The sequence below is a fragment of the Pedobacter alluvionis genome (assembly GCF_003664035.1).
Lineage (GTDB): Bacteria > Bacteroidota > Bacteroidia > Sphingobacteriales > Sphingobacteriaceae > Pedobacter > Pedobacter alluvionis.
In genome coordinates, this window is the sequence record NZ_RCCK01000011.1 from 961108 (window position 1) to 985005 (window position 23898).

The 23898-nt window shown below is 38.4% G+C and carries 22 protein-coding genes; 15 read left to right on the plus strand and 7 right to left on the minus strand.

Translation table 11 applies throughout. From position 1 onward, the window contains the following. Window positions 1-6: 6 nt before the first annotated feature. The 4 genes from BCL90_RS11855 to BCL90_RS11870 all read right to left on the minus strand — a co-directional run bounded on the left by BCL90_RS11855 (window position 7) and on the right by BCL90_RS11870 (window position 3654). A complete protein-coding gene (locus tag BCL90_RS11855; RefSeq protein ID WP_121284178.1) occupies window positions 7-615 on the minus strand; it encodes a DUF2306 domain-containing protein in 609 nt (202 codons plus the stop codon). Window positions 616-659: 44 nt separating this feature from the next. Next, the gene (locus BCL90_RS11860) at window positions 660-1325 is read right to left on the minus strand and encodes an HAD family hydrolase (protein ID WP_121284179.1); all 666 of its coding nucleotides are present in this window, start codon (window positions 1323-1325) and stop codon (window positions 660-662) included. Between the two features lie 24 nt (window positions 1326-1349). Continuing rightward, window positions 1350-2510, minus strand: a complete 1161-nt coding sequence (locus BCL90_RS11865; protein WP_134380399.1) for an esterase-like activity of phytase family protein — start codon at window positions 2508-2510, stop codon at window positions 1350-1352. Window positions 2511-2820: 310 nt separating this feature from the next. Next, window positions 2821-3654, minus strand: a complete 834-nt coding sequence (locus tag BCL90_RS11870; protein WP_121284181.1) for a DUF6515 family protein — start codon at window positions 3652-3654, stop codon at window positions 2821-2823. A gap of 328 nt (window positions 3655-3982) precedes the next feature. On the opposite strand from BCL90_RS11870, the gene BCL90_RS11875 reads away from it, so the two are divergent. The 6 genes from BCL90_RS11875 to BCL90_RS11900 all read left to right on the plus strand — a co-directional run bounded on the left by BCL90_RS11875 (window position 3983) and on the right by BCL90_RS11900 (window position 12188). Further along, window positions 3983-5854: a CocE/NonD family hydrolase gene (locus tag BCL90_RS11875; protein WP_121284182.1), complete on the plus strand. Its 1872-nt coding sequence runs from the start codon at window positions 3983-3985 to the stop codon at window positions 5852-5854. Window positions 5855-5988: 134 nt separating this feature from the next. Beyond that, window positions 5989-7854: a CocE/NonD family hydrolase gene (locus tag BCL90_RS11880; RefSeq protein WP_121284183.1), complete on the plus strand. Its 1866-nt coding sequence runs from the start codon at window positions 5989-5991 to the stop codon at window positions 7852-7854. A gap of 128 nt (window positions 7855-7982) precedes the next feature. Further along, window positions 7983-9635: a M1 family metallopeptidase gene (locus BCL90_RS11885; RefSeq protein ID WP_121284613.1), complete on the plus strand. Its 1653-nt coding sequence runs from the start codon at window positions 7983-7985 to the stop codon at window positions 9633-9635. A gap of 156 nt (window positions 9636-9791) precedes the next feature. Next, window positions 9792-10523 carry a head GIN domain-containing protein gene (locus BCL90_RS11890; protein ID WP_121284184.1) on the plus strand — a complete coding sequence of 244 codons (732 nt, stop codon included), beginning with the start codon at window positions 9792-9794 and terminating at the stop codon, window positions 10521-10523. 441 nt (window positions 10524-10964) lie between these two features. Beyond that, window positions 10965-11729 carry a hypothetical protein gene (locus tag BCL90_RS11895; protein ID WP_121284185.1) on the plus strand — a complete coding sequence of 255 codons (765 nt, stop codon included), beginning with the start codon at window positions 10965-10967 and terminating at the stop codon, window positions 11727-11729. Window positions 11730-11738: 9 nt separating this feature from the next. Beyond that, the gene (locus BCL90_RS11900; RefSeq protein ID WP_121284186.1) at window positions 11739-12188 is read left to right on the plus strand and encodes a DinB family protein; all 450 of its coding nucleotides are present in this window, start codon (window positions 11739-11741) and stop codon (window positions 12186-12188) included. Between the two features lie 225 nt (window positions 12189-12413). Here BCL90_RS11900 and BCL90_RS11905 read toward each other — a convergent pair whose 3' ends face one another. Beyond that, window positions 12414-13304, minus strand: a complete 891-nt coding sequence (locus BCL90_RS11905; RefSeq protein WP_244094989.1) for a hypothetical protein — start codon at window positions 13302-13304, stop codon at window positions 12414-12416. An 85-nt stretch (window positions 13305-13389) separates the two neighbouring features. After that, window positions 13390-14097 (minus strand): DUF2490 domain-containing protein, encoded by a 708-nt coding sequence (locus BCL90_RS11910; RefSeq protein WP_121284188.1) that lies wholly within the window; start codon window positions 14095-14097, stop codon window positions 13390-13392. A gap of 363 nt (window positions 14098-14460) precedes the next feature. Here BCL90_RS11910 and fabV point away from each other — a divergent pair, with 363 nt between their 5' ends. The 5 genes from fabV (at window position 14461) to BCL90_RS11940 (ending at window position 18692) form a co-directional block, all read left to right on the plus strand. Next, window positions 14461-15654 (plus strand): enoyl-ACP reductase FabV, encoded by a 1194-nt coding sequence (gene fabV / locus BCL90_RS11915; RefSeq protein ID WP_121284189.1) that lies wholly within the window; start codon window positions 14461-14463, stop codon window positions 15652-15654. Between the two features lie 96 nt (window positions 15655-15750). Then, a complete protein-coding gene (locus tag BCL90_RS11920; protein ID WP_121284190.1) occupies window positions 15751-16290 on the plus strand; it encodes a GNAT family N-acetyltransferase in 540 nt (179 codons plus the stop codon). A gap of 415 nt (window positions 16291-16705) precedes the next feature. After that, a complete protein-coding gene (locus BCL90_RS11930; protein ID WP_029277369.1) occupies window positions 16706-17158 on the plus strand; it encodes a cold-shock protein in 453 nt (150 codons plus the stop codon). A gap of 433 nt (window positions 17159-17591) precedes the next feature. Then, complete coding sequence (locus BCL90_RS11935; RefSeq protein WP_121284192.1) at window positions 17592-18278, plus strand: SIMPL domain-containing protein; 687 nt, start codon at window positions 17592-17594, stop codon at window positions 18276-18278. Between the two features lie 99 nt (window positions 18279-18377). Then, the gene (locus tag BCL90_RS11940) at window positions 18378-18692 is read left to right on the plus strand and encodes a seryl-tRNA synthetase (protein ID WP_029277363.1); all 315 of its coding nucleotides are present in this window, start codon (window positions 18378-18380) and stop codon (window positions 18690-18692) included. A gap of 221 nt (window positions 18693-18913) precedes the next feature. On the opposite strand, the gene serS is transcribed toward BCL90_RS11940, so the two are convergent. Next, complete coding sequence (gene serS, locus BCL90_RS11945) at window positions 18914-20185, minus strand: serine--tRNA ligase (RefSeq protein ID WP_121284193.1); 1272 nt, start codon at window positions 20183-20185, stop codon at window positions 18914-18916. Between the two features lie 98 nt (window positions 20186-20283). On the opposite strand from serS, the gene rsmI reads away from it, so the two are divergent. From rsmI to BCL90_RS11965, 4 genes are all read left to right on the plus strand, one after another. Then, window positions 20284-20997, plus strand: a complete 714-nt coding sequence (rsmI, locus tag BCL90_RS11950) for a 16S rRNA (cytidine(1402)-2'-O)-methyltransferase (protein ID WP_121284194.1) — start codon at window positions 20284-20286, stop codon at window positions 20995-20997. Between the two features lie 36 nt (window positions 20998-21033). Next, window positions 21034-21687: a PH domain-containing protein gene (locus BCL90_RS11955; protein ID WP_121284195.1), complete on the plus strand. Its 654-nt coding sequence runs from the start codon at window positions 21034-21036 to the stop codon at window positions 21685-21687. A 128-nt stretch (window positions 21688-21815) separates the two neighbouring features. Beyond that, window positions 21816-23444 (plus strand): apolipoprotein N-acyltransferase, encoded by a 1629-nt coding sequence (gene lnt / locus BCL90_RS11960; RefSeq protein ID WP_121284196.1) that lies wholly within the window; start codon window positions 21816-21818, stop codon window positions 23442-23444. Continuing rightward, on the plus strand, window positions 23437-23898 hold the full coding sequence (locus BCL90_RS11965; RefSeq protein ID WP_121284197.1) for a DinB family protein: 462 nt from the start codon (window positions 23437-23439) through the stop codon (window positions 23896-23898). Before lnt ends, BCL90_RS11965 begins: the two co-directional genes overlap by 8 nt.

The following is a 23898-nucleotide window of genomic DNA, read 5'->3' on the forward strand; positions in this document are numbered from 1 at the left end:
AACAACTTATTGGTTAGCGGCTTTTCTGGTAATTAAATAGCCAACAATCAAATTTGGAACCCAGCACAGCCAGGCAACAACCAGATAGGCTTTTGAAAAATCACCATAAATAATGGTCAAAATTGGCAGCCAAATCCTTAATGTTACCGCAGCAAAACAAGCGGCATAGCTATAAATCATCATTTTTTGATGTTTTTCAACTTCTCCTTGTTTAATATGTAAATAAGCTTTTAAAGTAGTGTAAAACCAAATGATACCTAAACAAATAAATCCAGCGGAAGAAATCCACCCACCTGTTGCAAAAAAACCAATATAAATACCAGCTAATGCACTAAGCAGCACAGCAACCACATAAACCTTACCCATTTTTCGGTGTAATGCCATTCGCCTGTTTCTCATTTTCGAACTGAATTGTGTCCAACCAATAAATAAAGCGATTCCTCCGAAAATGATATGCGTATAAAAACCAATGTTCCAGAACGTATTGCTTAACAACTCAATCGACTTTGAATTTAACAACCCAAATTTTCTATCGATAAAAAAGTAAATCATTGGATAGAGCCCAATCAGCAATGCGAAAGTTGCAAATAAAATCCATAATCCTTTTTTTACCATGTCAAGTTCTTTTGCTTTATGCTAAGCTAGTTAATTTTCAAGAACTAAATCAATTCCCTCTTCAGCATAAATTCTTTGGCATTTGCAAAACTGAGGAAAAGTTCATCAGCGATTTTTAGTTTTTGATGTGCACGCACATTATTCTGTATAGCGTAACAGGTTATGCCTGCTGCAAGAGCAGATTTTACTCCATTCAGGGTATCTTCAAAAACGATACATTCTTCTTTCGCTACACCTAAACGCTCCACACAAAGATTGTAACTTTCGGGATCAGGTTTTGATTTGCTAACATCTGTACGGGTGATAAACAAATTGAAATATTTAGCCAAACCATTTCGTTCAAAAACAGCTTCAACATCAATTTTCGGACTGGCTGTAACCACCGCTAGTGTAAGCCCTTTTTCATAAGCCAATTGAATAAATTCTAAGGCATAAGGCATCAACTCAATATTAGTCGTTCTAAAACCATCAAAAGTTATCTTTTCTCTTCTATTGATGAAGTCTTCTAACTCTTCTTTGATTTTATACCGGTCTATAATCGTTTTTGCATTTTTCGGTAGCGGGATCCCAGCATAATTGCTTAACCAATCTTTAAATTCGATATTCACATTATAGGGGCATAAAAACGTATTCCAACAGTCGAAATGAAATTTTTCCGAATCAATTAATGTACCGTCTAAATCGAAAAGCAGGGCTTTTATTTTATTCATTATAAATTTTTAACTGAAATTAGCTTATGGGATTATCTCGAAAAGGAAAAACTGCTGCACCTGCGATTTTCCAAAATTATTATCTACACAAAATATTAAAGAACGATGCCCATTTGTAAGTTTTGGACCAAAAGATACCCCTTCAAAATTATCGATGTGCCTGTTTAAGGTATCAAAATCGAAAAGTAGTTTTTTGCTTAAGGGCTTTGGCGGATTTTTAACGAAAGATGCATTATCAATCTCATTTTCCGCGCCGTTCAAATCAACCAGGTAAAGTTTTAAGAAGGCATGGTCATCATGCCCTTTTGCCCAGGCCCTTTCCATAACCAAAAGTGTGTGATTGTTAATGGCTAGTATTTCAGAAATCCCATTTACATTCCAATCGTTTTCAACGGTAGGTTTAACTGGCAATGCACCCAGATTATAAGCATATTGGGCGATATTCTTTTTAGTCGCTACATCAAACTTTAAAACCCGGGTTAAAGCTTTATCATATTCAAAAGCAGCTTGAGGTCCATCCTGGTAAAGTGGCTCTTCTAAGCTGGCGTATAATGTTTTGTACTGATCAGCATAGGTCAAGCCTTCAAACAATGCATTTTTTCGTGGGCCGCTCTCTGTTTTGGTAAAGTGAAAACCCTTAGGTATTGGAATGGTATCTAAAAATTTTTCGGTGGTAGAAATAAAAGTTAAACTGGGTTGAACAATGGTAGTATCTCCGTTTTTAAACAACCTTTCTCCTTCGCTACTCCAGATCAATTGTTCAGTAACCGGATTATAACGAACGGATTCCCCATCTGGTTTTACACTTTTATCGGTACCATATTTGGGATATTGTTTTCCGTTTTCCTGTAAGAGAAAAGTAACTCTTGTGATTCGGATGGTATCAATTTTATTTCCTTTGAGATCAATCTGTGCAGTGTAAATCCTTGCCGGACTAAATTGCGACGGATCATCACTGATCATATAATACTGGTTCTTTTTTACATCATAATCAATCCCCGACAAACCACCAACAACCGTATTTTGGAAAATCGGATTTAAGGGCATAATGTATTCATCCAGAAACTTTATTGACGAAACACTGGTTTCATGTTGCTTAACCTCCACATGTTTGGCTATTGAGCAAGAGGAGAATACAATAGCAAAAATACAGTAAACAAAGATGAATGGACGTCTGGGTTTCAAATCGAAATGTTTAAGCCGTAAAAATATAGAATTTTGGCTACTCACAATATTTCATACTGAATTTATTTCAATACGTGGCTTTTCACTTCACTACGGGTCAGGGTCTTCTCGTAGCAAATTTCCCCAATTAGAAACTCAGTGGCGTTGGATATTCCGATCTGACAAAAATTGAATTACAGATACTGAAACAAGTTCAGTATGACGTACAGCGAGAATTAAACGAAACAGTCGGATGGTAACATCCAACTGCACATTTACTGGAACTATACGTGGTGTCAGATGTTACCATCTGGCACTTATTAAACTAAGATTAAAACAGCTTACCAATTACACGGTAAGTAATATTTGTTCCGTCAACTATTTCTTCGTAATAAACATCATCAGGCGAAACAAAATATTTTTCATTTTTAATGGTCACTTCTCTGCATCCTTCAGGCAATTGGTTAATAATATCACCAATGTTATGCGTATCAACCGAGCCTTCTGTCGTATTTAAAACGCCATCTTTTCCAGCTACTATATATACTGTTTTACCATCGGCATTTTCTTTTTGGGTATAATAAACGCCTTTGTATTCGTAATAATCAATCCCATTAATGTTTACCTGATTTGCATCAGATGGTAAATTCGGAACTTCAGCACCAACCGGTGGCGTTACCACTTCGTATTGATCGTTATTTTGTTGATAGAACAATCCTCCGGAATAATAAAACTGTGTTGGGCCATACCAGAATGGGTAATAGCCGTAAGGCAGTACACCAATCCGGATACCTAAAAACGGCCTGTAAAAATTGTAATAACGATAGTATGGTCTGTAATAGGGTCTTCCATAACCAAATCTGTAACCATAACCCGGTCTACCATAACCCGGACGATAACCTGACCGGTTATAACCATAACTTACTCTGCCAGAACGGATACCTGCAGAAAAGTTCCCTCTGCCTGGCACACGCATAGCTGGCTGACGGGAAAAAGAGCCACCACCTCTTGACGAGCCAATTGAGCCCGATCTGCCCCCGCCGAAAGAGCCTCCTCCACCTCCGCTCCTGCTTGGCCGCTGTGCAGAAACACTTTCGATACTCAAGGTTGCGATCATCGCTGCTGCAGCGAAAACAACCAATCCTTTATTTAATAACCTGTTCATTGTTTTGTGTTTATGTCGATTGTCTATATGACGGTGAAAACTCCTAAAAGATTACCCCTTAACACTTTTTAACTAAATTTTGATAAAGTGATGACTAAAATAGCGTTATAAATATCAGTATCCCGTTCCCCATTTTTGATTATTTAACCACAAAAACACAAAGTTCTTTTTGCACACCAGGCTTCTGACCTCGGTCTTCCGATTTTCGGACTATTCCATAATCCATCATACCTTATTACATCTTTACTAACAAACCTTTTACGAGCTATTTTTTCTTATCAATCGTTAATCACCTATATTTAAATTTTATTCCTAAAAACCAGCTTAAATGAACCTTACCAGAATTTTCAGTCTTTTATTTTGTCTGTTTATTTCTAATGAATTAATGGCTCAAAAAACCGATTCGGCTTATGTGAGAGAAAACTACACTAAAATAGAACGTCAGATCCTCATGCGTGATGGCGTTAAGTTATTCACGTCCATCTATATACCCAAAAATCAATCCAAAAAATATCCATTTTTAATAAACCGTACGCCTTATACTGTTGCCCCTTACGGCGAGGATAAATATAAGCTTAGCCTCGGCAATTTCCCAGCCATGATGCGCGAAGGATTTATTTTTGTTTACCAGGATGTGCGCGGCCGTTGGATGAGTGAGGGAACTTTTGCCGATATCCGCCCTCAACTAGCTGGTAAAAAGTCTAAAACCGCTATTGATGAAAGTACTGATACCTACGATACCATTGATTGGTTGATTAAAAATGTAAAGGGCAATAACGGAAACGCAGGGATTTATGGTATTTCGTACCCTGGTTTTTATTCTACCACTTCGTTGCCAAATGCGCACCCCGCATTAAAAGCCGTATCGCCACAGGCCCCCGTTACAGATTGGTATTTAGGTGATGATTTTCACCACCGCGGCACTTTATTCCTAATGGATGCTTTCAGTTTTATGGGCAGTTTCGGTGTGCCGAGGCCTAAACCGATTACACCAGATCAAGGACCTAAAGGTTTTCAATTCCCCATTCAAGACAATTATCGTTTTTATTTAGAAGCCGGATCAGTTAAAAACCTTAAAGACCGGTATTTCGCCGACAGCATTAAATTCTGGAACGATTTATTTAAACATCCCAACTTAGATACTTTCTGGAAAGCACGTTTAATTACCCCGCATTTAACCAATGTAAAACCTGCGGTAATGGTGGTGGGTGGCTTTTTTGATGCAGAAGATGCTTATGGTACTTTTGCCACTTACAAAGCCATCGAGAAACAGAATCCTGGCGCCAATAATATCCTGGTAGCGGGTCCCTGGTTCCATGGCGGCTGGGTGCGTAGTGATGGTTCTTACTTCGGCGACATCCCTTTCGGTAAAACCACGAGCATCGATTATCAGCAACAGTATGAGCTGCCTTTCTTTAAACATTATTTAAAAAACGAAGGCGATTTTAATGCTGCAGAAGCCAATATTTTTGTAACCGGAAGCAACGAATGGAAAAAATTCAACACTTGGCCTCCACAAGAGGCTGAAAGCAAAAACCTGTATTTACAGCCAAACGGAAAACTCAGTTTTGAGAAAGTGGGCAGAACCGATAGCTGGGACGAATATGTGAGCGACCCGAATAATCCTGTACCTTACCAGGATGGGATTCAGGCCAAACGTACCCGCGAGTACATGATCGACGATCAGCGTTTTGCTGCACGACGCCCGGACGTTAAAACCTATCAGACTGATGCCTTAACTGAAGATATTACCTTAACTGGTCCTGTTTTAGCTAATTTAGTGGTTTCCACTACCGGAACAGATGCCGATTATGTAGTTAAACTGATTGATGTTTATCCTGAAGATGCACCAAATCCAGAACCTAACCCTAAAAACCTAATAATGGGCGGGTATGAAATGTTGGTGCGCGGAGAAATTATGCGTGGTAAATACCGCAACAGTTTCGAAAAACCTGAAGCTTTTGTTCCTGGCGCAATCACCAAAGTAAATTATCCGCTGCCAGATATTGCGCATACCTTTAAAAAAGGACATAAGATCATGATTCAGATTCAAAATTCATGGTTCCCTTTGGCTGATCGCAATCCGCAGAAATTTATGGATATTTACCAGGCAGAGCCACAGGACTTTCAAAAAGCAACACACAAGATTTATCACGATGTACACAACAGCTCGTTCATTACTGTTTCGGTGTTAAAATAAATATTCAGTGCGTCGTAGTGCATTAAGATTCCCGCCTGCGCGAGAATGACGCCTGAGTTTAAAATAAATGGTATGCCATCCATCCGCCACGAACCGGAAAAGAACCAAAATTCTTAGCTTATTATTCTTAAAAAATGAAATACTTTAAAATCATCATCATCCTGTTTTCAGCCTCTTCGGCTTTTGCGCAAAGCGACTCAGGGTATCCAAAAACAAATTACACCAAAAAAGAAGTGTACATCTCCATGCGTGATGGCACCAAACTTTTTACGGCCATTTATACCCCAAAAGATGCCTCAAAGGATAAAAAATATCCGATGATTATGCAGCGCACCTGTTATAGTGTTGCCCCTTATGGCGAAGACAAATTTCCGGCGCGTTTAGGCCCATCCGAACTGATGATGAAAGAAGGTTATATAGTGGTGATGCAGGATGTTCGCGGCCGCTGGAAAAGTGAAGGTACCTGGACCAACATGACACCTGTAATCGACAATAAAAAATCGAAGAAAGATGTTGATGAAGGCTCTGATACTTATGATACCATCGATTGGTTGGTGAAAAATGTGGCCAATAACAATGGCAAAGTGGGTCAGTGGGGCATTTCTTATCCAGGTTTTTATACCGCAGCCGGGATTTTAAGTAACCACCCTGCGTTAAAGGCATCATCTCCACAAGCCCCGATTTCCGATTTCTTTTTTGATGATTTCCACCACAACGGATCATTTTTACAGAGTTATTTCATGACCTTTCCGGTATTTGGTGTGCAGAAAACCGATACAACTTCTAAAGCCTGGTACAACAACCAGTTAATTTTACCAAAAACAAAAGACGGCTATCAGTTTGCTTTAGACCTTGGCCCTTTAAGCAATGCAGACAAATATTATAAGGATAATTTCTTCTGGCAGGAAACCATTAACCACCCAAACTACGATGAGTTTTGGCAAAAACGTGGATTGTTAAAACATTATAATACCGTTAAACCTGCTGTAATGGTAGTTGGCGGATGGTACGATGCAGAAGATTTATCAGGACCATTAAACATTTACAAAACCATCGAAAAGAAAAATCCTAACGCTTATAATACCATCGTTATGGGGCCATTCGGACATGGCAGATGGAGCCGCGAAACCGGCCATACCATGCACAGCAATGTTTATTTCGGCGATAGCATTGCCACTTTTTACCAAAAAGAAATTGAAGCTAAATTCTTTAACCATTTCTTAAAGGGCAACGGCGACAAAAACTCTGGTCTGCCAGAAGCATACATGTTTGATACTGGCAAAAAACAATGGGAAACTTTTAGCAAATGGCCAACAGAAAAAGCAAGCAAACAAAAATTATACTTAAGTGCAGATGGTAAATTAGGCATGACAGCTCCATCAGCAGCTGCTTCTGTTAACTACATTAGTGATCCTTTAAAACCGGTTCCCTATACAGAAGATTTAACCACTACATTGGGTTTTACCCCGCATAATTACATGAGCGAAGATCAGCGTTTTGCAGGCAGAAGACCAGATGTTTTGGTGTACCAAACCGATGTATTGGACAACGACATTACATTGGGTGGCGAAATCATGTCGCACCTTAAAATCGCCTCTACCGGCACAGATGCCGATTTTATTGTCAAGCTGATCGATGTGTATCCAGCTGATGAACCTAACAATCCTTATATGCCAAACAAGAACATTACCCTGAGCAATTACTGGCAAATGGTACGGTCAGAAGTAATGCCGGCCCGTTTTCGCAATAGCTTTGAAAAACCGGAAGCTTTGGTAGCCAATCAAAAAACAGCTGTAAACTTCCAGTTGCAGGACGTATTGCACACCTTTAAAAAAGGCCACAGGATTATGATCCAGGTGCAGAGCACAGCTTTCCCCTTATTTGCCCGTAATCCACAAAAATTTGTAGAAAACCCCTATAAAGCAACTGAAGCAGATTATATTAAAGCCACACAAACGGTTTTTAATGATAGTTTTATCGAAGTTGACGTAATAAAATAAATTTAATCGCTCACGCTCGTTTGGAAACGAGCGTGTAATAACCAATCGTTTTTAACGATTCATAAAAAACTTCCATGCCTCGGTTCATGCCCCCACGAACCGAAGGCCAACGGTCAATAACGAAACAAATGAAAAAACTATTTATCCTTTTCGCGCTTGCTTTCAGCCTTCCAGCCGCAAAGGCACAAATGCTGGCCAAAAACCAGGTAAATTCCCGAGCCGATAGCCTTCGTGGAACACTTACTCCTATACGTACCTGTTACGATATTAACTATTACCACTTAGACGTAAAAATCGATATTGATCAGAAGTCCATCACCGGAAGCAATGAATTTGCTTTTACCGCTACGCAGGATTTTAATAAATTACAATTCGATCTTTTTGACAACCTCAAAGTAGAAAAAGTAGTGTACAAGGGCAATGATTTACCTTTTACCAGGGAGTATAATGCTGTTTTTGTAACCTTCCCTAAAGCAGTTAAAAAAGGGAGCAAAGATAAATTCACAGTTTTTTATTCTGGTAACCCTACTGTGGCCAAAACTCCACCATGGGATGGTGGCCTTATTTTCAAAAAAGATGCTACAGGTAATCCATTTGTTTCTGTAGCCTGTCAGGGGCTGGGCGCAAGTGTTTGGTGGCCAAATAAAGATCACCAAAGTGATGAGGTGGACAGCATGTTGATCAGTATTACTGTTCCTAAAGCTTTACAGGAAATATCTAACGGGAGACTGAGAAATACGGTAGATAAACCCGATGGATACAAACAATACAATTGGTTTGTTGCTAACCCCATCAACAACTATGATGTAACCTTTTACATTGGCAAATATGCCCACTGGCAAGATAGCTATGATGGCGAAAACGGCAAGCTCAGTATCGATTACTGGGCGCTAAAAACTGATAGCGCCAAAGCCCGCCCGCATTGGGATGCCGATGTTAAACCCATGCTAAAATGTTTCGAATATTGGTTCGGTCCTTACCCATGGTATAAAGATGGCTACAAGCTCGTTCAGGCACCACATTTAGGTATGGAACATCAAAGTGCAGTAGCTTATGGCAACCAATTTAAACCGGGTTATCTGGGTAAAGATTTAAGCGGCACGGGCCATGGCTTAAAATGGGATTTCATCACCATCCATGAGAGCGGCCACGAATGGTTCGGGAATAGCATCACCTCAAAAGATATCGCCGATATGTGGATTCATGAAGGTTTTACCAATTATTCGGAAGTTTTATTTACCGAATGTAGTGAGAACAAAGCGGCTGCCGACGAATATGTGATTGGATTGCAGAAAATTATCCGCAATGATGAGCCGGTAATTGGTCCTTATGGCGTAAACAAAGAAGGTTCCGGCGATATGTATCCAAAAGGTGCAAATCTGGTCAGTATCATACGTCAGCTCATTAACAACGACGAAAAATTCAGACAGATTCTCCGCGGATTAAACAAAACTTTTTATCATCAAACCGTAACTACTGCCGAGATCGAAAATTACATTGCTAAACAAAGTGGTTTAAAACTGGATAAAGTTTTCGACCAGTATTTACGTTATACCAAAATCCCGGTTCTGGAATATAAAATTGACAAGGATAATTTATCGTACCGTTGGATAACCGATGTTAAAGGTTTCGATATGCCTGTACGCGTAACCTTAAAAACCGGTGCTTACACTTTAATTAAACCGACTAACGATTGGAAAACCATTAAGGTAGATGCCAGTATAAATACAGATAACTTTAAACAGGATCCGCTGTTTTATATTAACCTCAAAAAAAGTTAATCCTCGTCCAGACTTACGAAGTTTCCCTGGCCCGATAGCTCAGCTAACTTCGTAAGTCGGCCACCAAAGATAATTTTTAACTTGTGCAACTTTTCTTAAAAACAACCGTCTTATAAGAAAAGCTCATTATTCATCTAAAAAATAAAATCTATACCCATGAAAAAAGTATTTGCAATATTATTGGCATCCCTAACATTAACATCTAGTATTAATGTAATTGCTAAAAATCAGATCAGCATCAGCACTTCAAAAAATAATGGTGACGACAGAGAGGTGAAAAATTTCAACGGCGTTGCAGCAGCAGGTCCTATAAATGTAATTGTAACTTTGGGTAATAGCGAAAGTTGTCGTTTAGAAGGTGATGCAGAGGCAATTGCTTCAATCGTTACCGAAGTAAAAGGCCGTGTTTTGGTCATCCGTCCGCAAACCAGCATTACCAGCTGGTCCAGAAAATATGAAGGTAAAAAAATAACAGCTTATGTATCAGCCAGAGAATTGGCAAGTTTAACTGTTAGTGGTGATGGAAGTTTAACCGTAAATGGAAAAATCAGCACGGGTAGCCTAACCACAACCGTAAGCGGTTCGGGTAACATCAAAGCAACAGCCGATGTAGATGATTATAGTGGTGTAATTAGCGGTTCAGGATCCATAAACATCACTGGCGGTGCCGATCGCACTAAAGTGGTAATCAGCAGTTCAGGTACATTTGCCGGTAAATCTTTTTCAACAAAAACATTAACCAGTACCATTAGCGGATCAGGAACCGTAAATATTGCCGTTAGCGAAAGCATCAGGGCTGTAATAAGCGGATCAGGAAACGTAAATTATTCTGGTAATCCAACTGTCGACAAAACCATTATTGGCTCAGGTGGAGTAAGAAAAATCTAAAATCAGATTCATCATCATACAAGGAATGCCCCGAAGAAATTTGGGGCATTTTTTTTTAATATCTCTTTAACAACCGCCATGGTTCGTGTTTCCACGAACCACAATTGCAAACCCTAAAAATGAACTACTGACCTACCGAACTAGCCCCGGTCAACGTCATTAAGTTAAGAGTTTTTAACCACAGATGCACACAGATAAACACAGGTTTTAATATCTGTGTGCATCCTTTCTATCTGTGGTTAAATTATTTTTGCTTGTGCCGAATGGCTTAGCGGTAACTTGCAACGACCAAGGCTCGAGGATTGAAGCGTAAAACAGGAAGAAATATAATGTTATGCACAAGCACTGCGCACCAAAAAAAATGTTTTCTTTAGCACACAAAAAACATCTTGATCTGTTTTTGATTTGAAACAATTATCTTCGTTTATCTACACCTCACCCATGAAAAAAATATTTTTAGCCTTTCTATTAATCAGTAGCATCAGCCTTGCTTATGCGCAGGATCAAACGCTCGATAAAAAATACCGTCCGATAGTGATCAGTTTTACCAATGCTGTTAAAAGCGGAAATATAGAAAAGCTGAGTAGCAAAATCAAATACCCTTTAAACAGAACATATCCTATTCCGCCCATTAAAAATAAACAGGAATTTGTAAAGCGTTACAAAGAAGTTTTTGATGATAATTTAACCAAAAAGATCATTAACTCTAAAGTAGAAACCGATTGGAAGGACGTTGGCTGGCGTGGCATTATGTTGTTACACGGAGAATTATGGCTTGATACTGATGGGAAATTAATTGCCGTTAATCACCAATCGAGGTTAGAAGCCAAAGAACAGGCCAGATTGATAAATGTTGAAAAAAGCAGCCTTCACCCCTCAATCAGCAATTTTGTACAACCGGTTCTTGTTTTCGAAACTACTCAGTACCGAATCAGGATTGATGACATTGGCAACAACAATTACCGCTATGCCTCATGGCCAATAAAAAGTAAAATGAGCGATAAGCCCAAATTAATTTTAACCAATGGCAAATTTACACCTGATGGTAGCGGTGGAAACCACAATTACCAATTTAAAAGCGGCGACCGTTTATACACCTGTTTCATCACCGTGATGGGCGAAAAAGGTGCTCCTCCTGCTCAATTGGTAATCAGTAAAGATGGAAAAGAAATACTATCACAACCTGCGAAAAAAATCACTCTTTAATTGTAATAGATGCTTACAGAAACACTAAAAAGACTTTTTAATCGGGATCTTAACAGGCTGAAATCCGAAATCGAAGCTTACCAAAACGAGGCGAATCTGTGGCGTATAGATTGCACCATTGCAAACTCGGCCGGGAATCTTTGCCTGCACCTCATCGGGAACCTAAATACTTACATCGGTGCGACCTTAGGCGGTACTGATTATATCCGGAACCGAGAACTGGAATTTTCTTTAAAAGATATTCCGAAAGAAGAGTTGATTAAAATAATTGAAGCAACCATAAGCGTTGTTAACGAAGCTTTGGATCGGGTAAGCAACGAGCAGATGGATGGCGAGTATCCAATACTGGTATTTGAAGAAAAAACATCTACTGAATTTTTACTCGTTCACCTCACCACACATTTAACTTATCACCTGGGGCAAATTAATTACCACAGAAGGTTGTTGGATAGAGCATAGAAGAGTAATGTGAGGCGTGGAGCGATCCGTCCAGCATCATCATTGCGATCCTAAGATTCGGGGAAAAATCTTCGAAATTATAATAAAATACTTTTCCATTTCGCCGGGACACCTACTGCATTATCAACATTAGCTCAGTATAATTTCCGTGCCTTCTGTGTTTCCGTGGCAATTTTAAATGGCACCCAAAACAAAAAAGGAGGCTTAAGCCTCCTTCAATATCTTTTAAAACTGGACCCCAATCAGCCACATATTTTCAATGTAGTTAATCTTCTGACTGGCATGATCATACTCATCCCATCCTGTGGTATGCACATTCGTTAAATTGGTAGCGCCAAACTTGGTTGTATTCTGTAAATAAACGTTTTTCCAAACATAAAACTTAAGTCCGATTTTAGCCGAAACGCCATAGCCAGAAATATTCCAGTGATTGTTTCTGCCTAAACCAAATAAACGTACGTCAGAACGTGGTACCATAATTCCACCACCTAAACCCGTTTCTAAAGTTAACGAAGTATTTCCACCGGGTGCTACCCAGATATCATCATAACGTTCTACTTCGATATTGGCATAGTTAAAACCATCGGTATGCTCATAAGTGAGCATGCTTTCTTTAACATTTACAAGTTGCCCATTATAATCTCCTGCCAATGCACCAGTAGCCACATTTTCAGGAGTAATATTAGCTCCGATATATCCGGTAACGGCAACAGTTTGTGGAATATCCATTACATATTTCATGTGATCCCAGCCAATAGAAATACTATAATTATCTTTGATAAAATACCCTACACGGATATTATACTGTGGTACAGTAATCAATCCAGGATTTAAATAGTCCCAGCTTAATTTCGATTGCCTATCATGTGCAACTACGTCTTTTAAAGTAAAATCGTAGTTGGGCCCCTGAAACCTGATATCACTTTTTCCATACCACGAACTGTTGTATCCCCAGTGAAAAAAGAAATCGCCTTTACGCGAAAAATTCCTTTTATGTTCAGGATTGAATAAGCTTTTTGAAGTTGGTGTATTATTGGTTGAGGAGGCTTTAATCTCTTGTGCCTGCATCCGCCTGCCAAACAAGAGTGCTAAAAATAGAATGGTAAATCTTTTCACGCGGCAAATTGAGCAAAAAGACCAGTCAATTACAATAACTTTAACATTTTGCACAAGTTATTGTACAAAAAATGACTTTAAAACATTAAAACCTAGTGTAAAGAGCCAGCTGAATAATGTTATTAAACGTATTATTCGAAACACCATGGGTAGCCTGGTTCATATACCCAGCCTCCAGGTCAAACTGCTTTGAAAAACGATATCCTGCAGCAAGGTATAACCTGTTCTGATCAAAAACACTATTGTTGATTTTAGCCTTATTCTGAAGATTTAAAAACACCTCGTTCTGCAAAGCCAAAAATGGACCTTTTGTAAACGTCGGCTGAGTTTTTTGCAATGGTTGGATTAACCTTACAAAATAACGGAAACGCTGCGAAAACACATCTTCACCGGAACGACCTATAAAACGTTGTTCTAACCTAACCCTGTGACTGGCAAATACCGAGCTGATTTTATGATTGTAAATGTACTGTTCAAAAATACGGTGTTCGTGAAACAGATTGTTATTGCCGCCTGTCAGATTCATATCAGTAGTTTGCCACAAATAACCTAAAGCTACATTATGTTTGTCATTAATAAAATATTGCAACGCAGGCCGCACCAAAGTATTTCTCACATAACTCCAATCATCGGCTGAACGAACCTGAACATCAAATTGCAATCCCCATTTATTATTAAATTTGGTGTTATTTAAAAACATAAACCAACCCGAATTTTGATGTTGGGTTTGTGCATATAGCTTTCCAGCAGCCATGATGAGAATCATCGTGGCAGATAATAATATTTTTTTCATAAAAAGATAAACCGGTTTTACCTGTGTGGCGCTAAATTAATAGAAAAATAGTAAAGTGGAAAAAGAGTTCTTAATTAATTAGAAAGTCGAAGGTCAGGGGTCCGGAACCCGAAGTCTAACCGCCAAATAAAAATGCTTAGTAACGATAACGCTGTGTTCTCTGTGCCTTTTCTCCGGTACCTCGGTGTTAAAATGACACCAACCTCATCTACTTCTTTGCGAAAACCTTTGCGATCATTGCAGTTAAAAACAAATTTCATTTAACGTTAAGCGATTAAAAATTTATCTTCGTTAAAGATTTGGGCATTAAGACATCTTAAATTGCGCTTATTTTAACATTACAAAACGTAAAATAGAACAAAAATGATTATCGAACCTAGAATGAGGGGCTTTATCTGTTTAACCGCACACCCTGATGGTTGCGCGCAAAACGTAAAGAATCAAATTGAATATGTAAAATCTAAAGGAGCTATAGATGGTCCTAAAAAAGTATTGGTAATTGGTGCATCAACCGGTTTTGGTTTAGCATCGCGCATTACTGCTGCTTATGGATCAGGCGCTTCTACAATTGGCGTATTTTTCGAAAAGGCACCTTCCGAAGGTAAAACAGCATCACCAGGCTGGTACAATAGTGCAGCTTTTGAAAAAGAAGCACATGCAGCAGGTTTATATGCAAAAAGTATAAATGGTGATGCATTTTCTAAAGAAATAAAAGAAAAAACATTAGCAACGATTAAAGCCGATTTAGGCCAGGTTGATTTGGTGATTTATAGCCTTGCATCTCCGGTAAGAAAACATCCAGACACAGAAGTATTGCACCGTTCAACTTTAAAACCTATCGGAGGCACTTACACCAATAAAACGGTCGATTTCCACACGGGTAACGTAAGCGAGATTTCTATCGAACCTGCTACCGAAGAAGATATTGCAAACACTGTTGCTGTAATGGGTGGCGAAGATTGGGCCATGTGGATTGATGCCTTAAAAGCAGAAAACCTGCTTGCAGAAGGTGCAACAACAGTAGCATATTCGTACATAGGCCCGGCTTTAACCGAGCCGGTATACCGTAAAGGAACCATTGGCCGGGCTAAAGATGATTTAGAAGCAACTGCATTTACAATAGCCGATAAACTAAAGGATATTGATGGTAAAGCTTATGTATCGGTTAATAAAGCATTGGTTACACAGGCGAGTTCTGCAATTCCGGTAATTCCGCTTTACATTTCATTATTGTATAAAGTGATGAAAGCTGAAGGCGTTCATGAAGGTACTATTGAGCAGATCCAACGTTTATATGCTGACCGCTTATATACCGGCAATCCTGTTCCTGTTGATGAAAAAGGAAGAATCAGAATCGACGATTGGGAAATGCGCGAGGATATCCAGGCTAAAGTTGCAGAACTTTGGAAGGAAGCAACAACCGAAACGCTACCAGCAATAGGTGATTTACCAGGTTACAGATCTGATTTCTTAAGCTTATTTGGCTTCGAAATTGATCAAGTTGATTATCAGAAAGATGCCCAGGAAGTGGTAGAAATTGAAGGTTTAGTAAACTAACTACTCAGATGCGTCACCCTGAACTTGTTTCAGGGTCTCAAACAATAAATTACAAACGGCTGGCCGCAAAGCCGGCCGTTTTTATTCCCTAATAAAATGAATTTCGATTTACAGCCCACACTAGAAAACGATTTAATTAAAGTAGTTCCGTTAAAAGAGTCTGACTTCGAAGCGCTTTTTGCAGTAGCTTCCGATCCGTTAATCTGGGAACAACATCCCAATAAAGACCGCTATAAAAAAGAGGTTTTCGGAAATTTCTTTAAAGGTGCTATAGAATCGAAAGGTGCTTTTATCGTTTATGAAAAAGAAACGAATAAAGTTGTGGGCAGTTCCAGATACTACGAATTAGATGAAACAGAACATTCTGTTGCTGTTGGCTACACTTTTATATCCCGCGAGTTTTGGGGAAAGGGACATAATAAGGCTTTAAAAACTTTAATGTTTGATCATGCTTTTCAATTTGTGGATAAAGTAATTTTACATATCGGTGCTACTAATTTCCGTTCACAAAAAGCGACAGAAAAATTAGGCGCAGTTAAAATCGCTGAATTAGAGGTAGCCTATTATGGTGAGCCCTTAAAATGGAATTTTGTTTATCAGGCAGATAAAGAAAAATGGCTAAACAGGGCATCATAAAAATAAACTACAGATTTTCACGGATTAACACAGATATATTCCCCCTCTCTGTGTTAATCCTTTTCATCTGTGGTAAAAAAATAATAAAGGAATAATGCCACGGATGTGAATCGTCATGAGGTGCCGTCCTTTCGAGCGGAGTGCAATGCGGTCGAGAACCACGTAAGTGCTCAGCGAAGCTAAATCTGTCTAAATAGATCTCTCCATTTCGCTGCGCTACAGTCGAGATGACTACTGTCCTATTTGAATCTATCAAAGGTATCCGAGTTGAAAGATCCATCTGTGTTTCTGTGTCAAATGTTATCCATAATGACAAGAGCATAACCGAATAAAATCGTGTTTGTGCTTTAGTATTGTTATCTTTGTATAATTCTCCATTCCACTCACCTTTCAAAACAAAACAATTAAATAAAATATGGCTAAATCTCAGGCAACATACAGTAAAAAAGAGAACGAAAAAAAACGGTTAAAAAAACAAAAAGACAAACAAGAGAAAAAAGAAGAGCGTCAGGCTAATGCCAAAAAAGGTTTAGCACTTGAAGATATGATGGCTTACGTTGACGAAAACGGAAACATCTCTTCTACTCCACCAGATCCGAAGAAAAAGAAAGTAATTAATACAGAAGATATTCAGATTGGTATTTCAAGACAAGAGGACATCATTGATGAAAATCCTGTTAAAAAAGGAACAGTTACTTTCTTTAACGACAGTAAAGGTTACGGTTTTATTAAAAACACTGAAACACAAGACAGTATTTTCGTTCACGCAAACGGTCTAATCACCCAGATTAAAGAAGGTGATAAAGTTACGTTTGAAGTAGAAATGGGTCAAAAAGGGCCAACTGCTGTTAAAGTATCAAAGGTTTAACAGCCAACAATTCAATTCTTTTTGCAATTCCTAATTGCAAAACATGATTAAAATTCTGCAGAAAACTCTGCTGCGCCAGGTTTTATAATCCTATATAATTCCGTCTATTTAAGCATAAAACCTAGCGCATAATTTTCTTCATTCTTATTTCTACCCTTAATAGAGGCTGATAAATTTTGCCAGAATTCGATTCTAAAAATAGAATCTTAGAATTATTCCAAAATTTATACATCTAATTGCATTCTAATTTATTTTTCCTCAGCACGGCAGAGGATAATTTATAGTACTGTAAATAAACCGAATAGGATTATTAAAAGGAAAAACTGTAGCCTTTGGGTAAGGGTAATCGTTTATGAAATAAAAAAATATATAATCCCGGTGTGGAATTTGTGTACGCTTTACATCATTACAGTACACACAAAGAAAAATAGATATGAAAAAGTTAATAACACTTGCACTGGTTGCATTTTTAGGTTTATCGTCAGCGATGGCTCAACAAGTAGATTTACGCAGAAAAATTAATGTTAGCGGAACTGCAGAAACAGAAGTAACACCAGATATTATTTATATCGGTATTTCACTAAAAGAATATTTAAACGGAAAGAAAAAAGTAGACATTACGGAACTGGAAAAACAATTGTTTGCCGCCGTACAAAAAGCAGGCATTGCAAAAGAAAACTTAACCATCAGCAATTTAAGCAGCTGGAACTATGAAACAGAGAAAAAGAAAAACCCTGATTTTTTAGCCAGCAAACAATACCGCTTAAAAGTGAGCGACCTAAACAAGTTTAATGCAATATTAGAAGCAATTGATGCCAAAGGAATTGCCAATACAAACATCGAAAGCTACGATTATTCCAAAATTGAGAGTTTGAAAAAAGATCTTAAAATTAAAGCTTTATTGGCGGCAAAAGAGAAAGCAACTTACATGGTAGAAGCATTAGGCGATAAATTAGGTAGTGTAATTGAAATACAGGATGGTGGAGATAATGTAATCCAACCGGTTTATAGAACTTTTGCGATGAAAGCTGAAATGTCTGATGCGGCTGGCGCTCCTGAACTTGATTTTAAAAAAATCAAGTTGAATTTCACAGTAAATGCTGTTTTCGAGATTAAATAAGAGCTTTTACAGTTTAAATTAATGCTTTTTAAAACCTACCAGAACATTTTGGTAGGTTTTTTGTTAAGTATTGGTTGAACACTAAAAAAATTAGATATTATGAAAAAATTTATTTACACATTAGCCCTGGTATTCTCGTTAGGTATTAGTTTTAATTCAGCTCAGGCTGCTGACAAACCTGCGAAAAACCCAACAGAATTAACTGCAGAACAAGCAGTAAAACTGGAAAGAATTAAAACCCGTGTTGAAGAGATCAGAGACATGGATAAATCGAACTTAACGAGAGCAGAACGTAAAGCTTTACGTAGCGAGTTAAGAGAGTTAAAAGGCCAGGCACGTGCAGTTTCTGGAGGTGTTTATCTTTCAGTTGGTGCAATCATTATCATCATTTTATTGTTGATCCTGATTTTATAATCATTACAAAAAAAACACATCTATCTATAAAAACAAAAAGCTTTGCATTAATGCAAAGCTTTTTTTATTAGAAATCTCGTCATTGCGAGAAGGCTTTTGAGCCGACGAAGCAATCTTACTACAAGAGAAACTTCGTTTTCTTTAATTAATCGCCAAGTACCAAAAGGTTTTGCTACAGCATTAAGATTGCTTCGTGCCTCGCAATGACGATTTATCGAAGGTTAATCAATCATATCAAACCCTGTATACTTCACCAAAGCTTCCGGAATCTTAATTCCATTTTCCGTTTGGTAGTTTTCTAAAATCGAAGCCACAATACGCGGTAAAGCCAATGCACTTCCATTTAATGAATGTGCCAGTTGCGCCTTACCTTCTTTTCCTTTAAAACGTAGTTTCAAACGGTTACTCTGGTAAGTTTCGAAATTTGAAACAGAAGAAACTTCTAACCAGCGTTCTTGTGCAGCACTCCAAACTTCCATATCGTAAGTCATGGCAGAAGTAAAGCCCATGTCGCCACCACATAAACGCAATACGCGATATTGTAACCCAAGTTCTTTCAATAAAGACTGCACATATTGGCTCATCTCTTCTAAAGTTTCGTAAGATTTATCCGGATGGGTAATCTGAACCACCTCAACCTTATCAAACTGGTGTAAGCGGTTTAAACCACGCACATGAGCACCATAAGAACCCGCTTCTCTACGGAAACAAGGGGTATAAGCTGTGTTTTTAATAGGAAGATCTTCTTCTTTAACAATTACATCGCGGTATAAATTGGTTACCGGAACTTCGGCAGTTGGGATTAAATACAAATCATCAACTGTTGAATGATACATCTGTCCTTCTTTATCTGGCAACTGACCAGTACCAAAACCTGAAGCTGCATTAACCAAATGAGGAACCTGCATTTCTTTATAACCTGCTGCTGTGGCATGATCTAAAAAGAAGTTAATCAATGCACGTTGTAACCTTGCTCCTTTTCCTTTATAAACCGGAAAACCAGCACCCGTAATTTTTACGCCGAGTTCGAAGTCGATAATATCATATTTTGCGGCCAATTCCCAATGCGGCAAAGCTTTACTTGGTAATTGGGCAGGTTCGCCATGCGTTAAAACTACCTCATTTTCTTCTGCAGTAGATCCCTGTTTTACCAGATGATAAGGCAAATTAGGTAATTGAACAATTAAATTGTATTGAGCAGCTTCCAGCTCATTCAATTTATCGCTCAGGTTTTTGATATTTTCTTTATGAGAAGCAGTTTGTACCTTAATCGCCTCGGCTTCTTCTTTTTTACCAGTACGCATTAAATCGCCAATTTGTTTGGCAGCTGCATTCGCTTCAGCAGAAATATTATCCAGGGAAGTTTGTGTCGAACGGCGGTCCTCATCGATTTTAATGATTTCGTCTACCAGTTCTGGTTGTTTAAAATTACGGATACTTAAACGTTCTAAAACTTTCTCTCTATTTTCGCGGATATAGTTAACTTGCAGCATTATTTAATTTTTTAAGCAAAGATAGCAAGAGTTTGGAGTTTGGGGTAAGGAGTTTGGAAAAAACTGTAAACCGTTAACTGTAAACTGCAAACCGAAATATGGATGGCAAACTATTTCTCGTACCAACGCCCATAGGCAATTTGGAGGATATGACCTTTAGGGCAATCCGTATATTAAAAGAATGCGATCTGATTCTCGCTGAAGATACCCGCACCAGTGCCCCAATGCTCAAACATTTTGGGATTGATAAAAGGGTTTTCTCGCACCACCAGCACAATGAACATAAGGCCACTTCAGAAATTATCAGGTTTTTGAACGAAGGACAAAAAATCGCCCTGATATCTGATGCAGGAACACCCGCCATTTCAGACCCGGGCTTTTTCCTGGTACGCGAAGCCATTAAAAATGACATTGCTGTAGAATGTTTACCTGGTGCAACAGCTTTTGTACCTGCTTTGGTTAACTCAGGCTTACCCGCTGATGCATTTTGTTTCGAAGGTTTTTTACCGGTTAAAAAAGGCAGACAAACGAAATTCAAAAAATTGGCCGAAGAAGAACGTACCATCATACTTTACGAAAGTCCGCACCGTTTATTAAAAACTTTAGAGGAGTTTGCGCAGTATTTGGGCGCCGACAGGCAGGCATCGGTAAGCAGAGAGCTTACCAAGATGTTCGAAGAAACTGTTCGCGGAACTTTGGTAGAAATAAAATCACATTTTGAAAACAATACTTTAAAAGGAGAATTTGTAATTTGCATAGCGGGGAAACCTAACATTAAAAGCAAAAACAAATATGAAGATGCTGAAGAGTAGCATCAAAAACGTAACCACACAACAATTTAAAATATTATGATTAGCATAGATAGATTTTTAAGTGACGAACAAGACCCTAAAGCGGTTGAAAAAGTTATTGGAAAATTAAACGACCTATTAACTACCGGCGAAGAACTTTTATATTTAGCAGTACAGAAAAAACCCGCAGTAAATTTAATGCCGGATAGCATCGCGATCTCTAATAAACGCATTTTTTATTGCGAGCCGGGTAATTTAGGCCTAACCATGAATTTTAAAGATATTTCATGGAAAAACATTAAAGAAGTTTCGTTCAAAGAAGATTTTTTCACCTCTAAGTTCATCTGTGTACCACAGAGCGGTGAAAATATTGTAACAGAATATATTCCAAAAGCACAGGCTCGTAAATTGCACCAGGCGGCAAACCAACAGTTAGAAGAATATAAAGAGATTCTCCGTCAGCAAAAATTGGAAGAAAACAGGGCTACTGCTTCTCCTATCAATTTAAATGCCCAACCATTTGCAGAAATCCCTGCTTACGAACCAACTCCTGAACCAGTAGAACCTGTTATTCAAATAGCTGAAGTTGTAGAAGAGCCTGAAGATGAAGCCACTTTAAAATTACGCAAGCTTAAAACTTTGTACGATAAACACCTGATTACTCAGGAAGAATACGAAGCTAAAAAAGCAGATATTTTAGATAGTTTGTAATTCATACTGTCCATGCTGAGGCACGAAGCATCCCTAACACAGTTGCACTGTACTTATATTAACCAAAACAAAGTCAGTTCTTTGTCGCTTAGAGATTCTTCCTGCGTCAGAATGACAAGTAATTTTATATGAAATCTAAACAAACTTACCTCCTCGCCCTCTTTAGTGCATTTTTGCTTTGGCTAGCCTGGCCACCAATGCCTTTTACCACACCTTTGTTGTTAATCGGCCTGGTGCCTTTGTTCATTGCGCTCGATTCCATTTCAGGTAACGCAGAAAAAAAACAGGGAAAAAAAATTTTCTTAACTGCAGGTTTAACTTTTTTAGTCTGGAATACGGCATCAATTTATTGGGTATATAATGCGATTAGTGCTTATAATGGCCCGGCAGTAGCACTACCCGTTTCCTTAATCCCTTACGGTTTAGGTGCACTTTTAATGACCTTTGCTTTTTGGTTATACTACAGGTTGGGCAAATACGTAAATAAAAAGATCGCCTACCTTGGGTTAATCTCCTTTTATATCGCTTTAGAATATCTGCAGCAAACCTGGGATTTAGCCTTCCCATGGATGACTTTAGGAAATGGTTTGGCTGGAATGCACCAATTGGCGCAATGGTACGATTATACCGGTATTTATGGTGGTTCGTTATGGATTTTAGTGAGCAATATTCTCGCTTTTGAAGCTTACAAAAAACTCAAATCCCAAACTGGCTATTTAAGATTTAGAACTGCAGGAATCTGGGCTTTGGTGGTGATTATACCCATCAGCATTTCACTAACCAAATACTTTACAGCAGAACAGAAAGGTACACCGAGTAATGTTGTAGTGGTTCAGCCTAATATTGATCCTTATCAAAAACTGGAGAATATTCCGCCTGCTGAACAAATTAAAATTTTAACCCATTTATCCGATTCAATCGGGCAATCCAACACAGAATATTTTATCTGGCCGGAAACTGCCATTCCAAATTACGCAGATGAAGATAGAATCAGAAGCAATCCTGATTTTGTCAACCTGCAAAGCTTTTTATCAAAGTATAAAAATGGGACATTGATCACAGGTATAGAAAGCATTAAAATTTATCAGGACAAAAAAACAATAACAGCTAAATTTGATAATCAGAAAGGCCTTTATTTCGACAATTTTAATACAGCGATGCAGGTAGAAAACTCTGCTAATGTTCAGTTTTACCATAAATCTAAGCTCGTTCCCGGGGTAGAAAAAATGCCTTTCCCAAAAGTATTTTCATTTTTAGACGGTGTTTTTGCTCAATTAGGGGGAACAGTTGGTGGCTGGGGCTGGCAAGAAAAACCAAGTGTACTTTATGCACAAAGCGGCATCGGTGCTGCACCAGTGGTTTGTTACGAAAGCTTATGGGGCGACTGGATTGGCCAACAGGTTAAAGATGGTGCACAATTTATTGCTATTATCACGAATGATGGCTGGTGGGGAAATACTTCTGGTAAAGACCAGCACATGATGTACGCCAAGCTTAGGGCAATTGAAACCCACCGCGATGTAGCCCGCTCGGCAAATACCGGAATTTCATGCTTCATCAATCAACGTGGCGATGTAACACAAAGCACCAAGTGGTGGACCAGAACTGCGCTAAAAGCGAACATCAACCTGAACGACGAGATTACCTTTTATGTAAAAAGTGGAGATCTTATTGCAAAAATCTTGAGTCTTACAGCTATTCTTTTAGCTTTGATCATTCCGTTTAGAAAATGGATCAGGAAACCAAGGCATGCTTAAAGAACAATACGATTTCATTTTATCATCCAGAAATACCCTTTTAAATTATATCAAAGGCATTTCAGAACAGGATTTCTTAACCAACAACAGTTCGTTTGGCAGAGGATCTATCAGGAATTTGTTGGTTCATATTGGTCAAACCTATTGTGCGTGGATTGGTGAAAGAGCATTAGGCATTGAACAGAAGTTTTTACCTTTCGAAAAATACCAGACCTTAAAAGACTGCCAAAGTTATTTTGACCAGGTAGATGAATATATTGGCTTATTTATCGAAAAATTTAAAGGAATTGAGCTTCAGGAAATTGAAATACACAGGAATGGAGAGATTTTAACGGTAAATCCATTGCAGTTGTTTACTCATGTTATTACCCACGAGTTTCATCACAAAGGTCAAATCATGTCGTTAAGCAGACATTTAGGCTACATACCCGTTGATGCCGATATTATCAGATAA